Source organism: Belnapia sp. AC561, from assembly GCF_979252845.1.
The window spans coordinates 1-229 of record NZ_CEEDBP010000555.1 but is presented as its reverse complement, the minus strand read 5'-3'; the positions used below and the strand labels follow the sequence as shown (position 1 = coordinate 229).

Here is a 229-nt window from a genome sequence, read left to right as displayed (position 1 = left end):
GCGGCCGGGGCCGACAGAAGGCCGCATCATGCGGACGCTCGGCCTCGCCGGCTGGAGCGGGGCCGGGAAGACGACCCTGCTCGCCAAGCTCCTCCCCGAGCTGACCGCGCGGGGGGTGGGGGGTTCCACCATCAAGCACGCGCATCATCGCTTCGACGTGGACACGCCCGGCAAGGACAGCTGGCTCCACCGGGAGGCGGGGGCGCGGCAGGTCCTGGTCGCCTCCGCC

Annotated in this window: 1 protein-coding gene; it reads left to right on the top strand. The window is 74.7% G+C overall.

The features are described 5' to 3' along the window. Positions 1–28: 28 nt before the first annotated feature. The coding region (gene mobB, locus AC0IW9_RS32235; RefSeq protein ID WP_471652339.1) for a molybdopterin-guanine dinucleotide biosynthesis protein B at positions 29–229 on the top strand (201 nt) is incomplete at its 3' end.